The sequence below is a fragment of the Mesorhizobium sp. M7A.F.Ca.US.005.03.2.1 genome, from assembly GCF_003997795.1.
Classification (GTDB): Bacteria; Pseudomonadota; Alphaproteobacteria; order Rhizobiales; family Rhizobiaceae; genus Mesorhizobium; species Mesorhizobium ciceri.
The window spans coordinates 1-2,306 of record NZ_RZRP01000931.1 but is presented as its reverse complement, the minus strand read 5'-3'; the positions used below and the strand labels follow the sequence as shown (position 1 = coordinate 2,306).

General features: G+C 58.2%; 3 protein-coding genes. 1 reads left to right on the top strand and 2 read right to left on the bottom strand.

Annotation, left to right across the window (positions count from 1 at the left end):
* Window positions 1–184 precede the first annotated feature (184 nt).
* On the top strand, window positions 185–448 hold the full coding sequence (locus EN991_RS40110; protein WP_063170684.1) for a hypothetical protein: 264 nt from the start codon (window positions 185–187) through the stop codon (window positions 446–448).
* A 150-nt stretch (window positions 449–598) separates the two neighbouring features.
* Here the strand turns inward: EN991_RS40110 and EN991_RS32745 are convergent, their stop codons facing one another.
* Together EN991_RS32745 and EN991_RS32740 are read right to left on the bottom strand one after the other, a co-directional pair.
* Window positions 599–1,342, bottom strand: a complete 744-nt coding sequence (locus EN991_RS32745) for an amino acid ABC transporter ATP-binding protein (protein WP_063170685.1) — start codon at window positions 1,340–1,342, stop codon at window positions 599–601.
* A partial coding sequence (locus EN991_RS32740; protein WP_245461139.1) for an amino acid ABC transporter permease occupies window positions 1,339–2,306 on the bottom strand: 968 nt, incomplete at its 5' end. The genes EN991_RS32740 and EN991_RS32745, both read right to left, overlap by 4 nt.

Here is a 2,306-nt window from a genome sequence, read left to right as displayed (position 1 = left end):
ACCAGGGTCTTTACTATGGACGAATACGATAATCAGAAGGGCGCGAAGCCAGAGGATGTGCGCGCCGCCTTAAAAGGCTGGGCGTTTTTTGCGGCTGCAACGCTTGCAATCTTCGGCGTGGCCTACGCCCTGATTGAGATGTAGTAGCAATGAAACATTTCTGAGGGTTCGCGATTAGGGCTAAATGGCCCGCTTCTTCTTCGATCTAGTCGACAATGGAACCTCATACCCGGACACGGAAGGCACAGACCTTCCAACCCTAGCTTCTGCCGAAGATGAGGCAGCAAGAGCGTTGCTCGAAATAGCCAAGGACCAGATGCCGAACGGCACATTCCGCCAAGTCGCATTGCAAGTTCATGCCGGTACAACCGCGCCGCTGTTTGTGGTAAAAGCGACGTTCGAGCTAATCCGCAACGAGCCTTATCCCGATCAGCGAGTGGGAGCCTAACCATCTTGCTGTTGAAAGCGCCCGACGCTTTCAGATGCGAGCGGCGGCACGGGTGGAGACTTGCGCTCCACCATAGCAGAGACCGTCCGCATTATCGCTGAATAACTGACCCACTACCCTCACCGCCATTGGCTTGGCAAAATGTGCGTATCAGTGCTTCAGTATCTGGCTGAGAAACAGCTTGGTGCGATCGTGCTGAGGATTGCCGAAGAAGCTGTCCGGCTTGCCTTCCTCGACTATCTGGCCGGCATCCATGAAGATGACGCGGTCGGCCACCGCCCGTGCAAAGCCCATTTCATGAGTGACGCAAACCATAGTCATGCCGTCGCGCGCTAGCCCGGTCATCGTATCGAGCACTTCCGACACCATTTCCGGGTCGAGTGCCGATGTCGGCTCATCGAACAGCATTACCGCCGGCTTCATGCACAGGCTTCGCGCAATGGCGACGCGCTGCTGCTGGCCGCCCGACAGCTGGACCGGGAATTTGTTCGCCTGTTCGGGAATGCGCACGCGCTCCAGGAACTGCAGCGCGGTCTTGCGTGCCTCGGCGGCGGAAACGCCCTTGACCCACATCGGCCCGGCCATGCAGTTCATCAGCACGGTCAGATGCGGAAACAGGTTGAAGTGCTGGAACACCATGCCGACATTGCTGCGCACGTCGGCGACGTTCTTCATCTTTGGGTGAAGATGGATGCCGTTGACGGCGATGTCGCCCTCCTGATGCGATTCGAGGCGATTGAAGCAGCGGATCAGTGTCGACTTTCCGGAGCCGGACGGACCACAGATGACGATGCGTTCGCCTTTGTGGACCGTCAGATTGATGTCCTTCAGGGCATGGAACTGGCCGTACCATTTGGAGACGGCTCTGGCTTCAATGATGGCTTGAGCGCTCATCGCACCTTGCTCCTGGCATAGTGTCGTTCGATGCGGGACTGGATCAGCTCGAGGCAGATCGACAGCATCCAGTAGATGAGAGACGCCGAAATCAGCATCTCCATGTGCTGGAAGGTCTTCTGACCCAGCGTGCGGGCAAGGAACATCAGTTCCCAGACGCCGATGACCGAGACCAGCGAACTGTCCTTGAGCATGGAAATGAACTGGTTGCCGGTCGGCGGAATGATGACCGGAAGCGCCTGCGGCAGTATGATCCGGCGCATGGTCAGCGAAAAGCCAAAACCCATCGAGCGCGATGCTTCCCATTGACCACGGTCGATGCTCTGGATTCCCGATCGGAAAATTTCGGTCATGTAGGCGCCGTAGCACAGCGAGAGCGCCAGGATGCCGGCGGGAACCGCACCGACCACGAAGCCCAGTTGCGGCAGGCCGAGATAGATCAGATAAACCTGCATCAGGAGCGGCAGGCCGCGAAAGAACGAAGTGTAGAAGCTTGCGATGGCGTAGGCGAAGCCGTTGGTGGACAGCTTGGCTACGGCACCCAGTATGGCGATCAGGGAGGCGATGATGATGGAGATGGCCGAGACGTAGAGCGTGGTCACCACGCCCTGGGAAATCAGGAATGGCAGCTTTTCCCGGATGAAGGGCAGGCTGAGATGAAAGGTCGCGAAGAAGGCCAGGAAGAGCAGCAGCAGTTCGAACCAGACGATGGCGATCTGGACACGCAGCGAGGCGAAGCCGATCAGGACGACATTGAGGACGAACAGAAGCGCGATCACGAAGGCGATGGCAAACCGACCATAGAGGCCGCTCTGCGACGGTTCGCCGATGACCGGGCGCATCAATTCGCCGAAGCTCGTCGACGTCAGGTTGAAGGCGAGGAAGATCGCAAAGACGACGCCGAACATCGTCGCCACAAACCACGGCTTGTGCACGAGGACTTCAGCTTCGACGGTATCGGGGT

What these genes read in the sequence shown, in the direction of transcription:
- EN991_RS40110 (WP_063170684.1), top strand. Translation starts at nt 185, where the DNA reads ATGGCCCGCTTCTTCTTCGATCTAGTCGACAATGGAACCTCATACCCG.
- EN991_RS32745 (WP_063170685.1), bottom strand. Translation starts at nt 1,342, where the DNA reads ATGAGCGCTCAAGCCATCATTGAAGCCAGAGCCGTCTCCAAATGGTAC.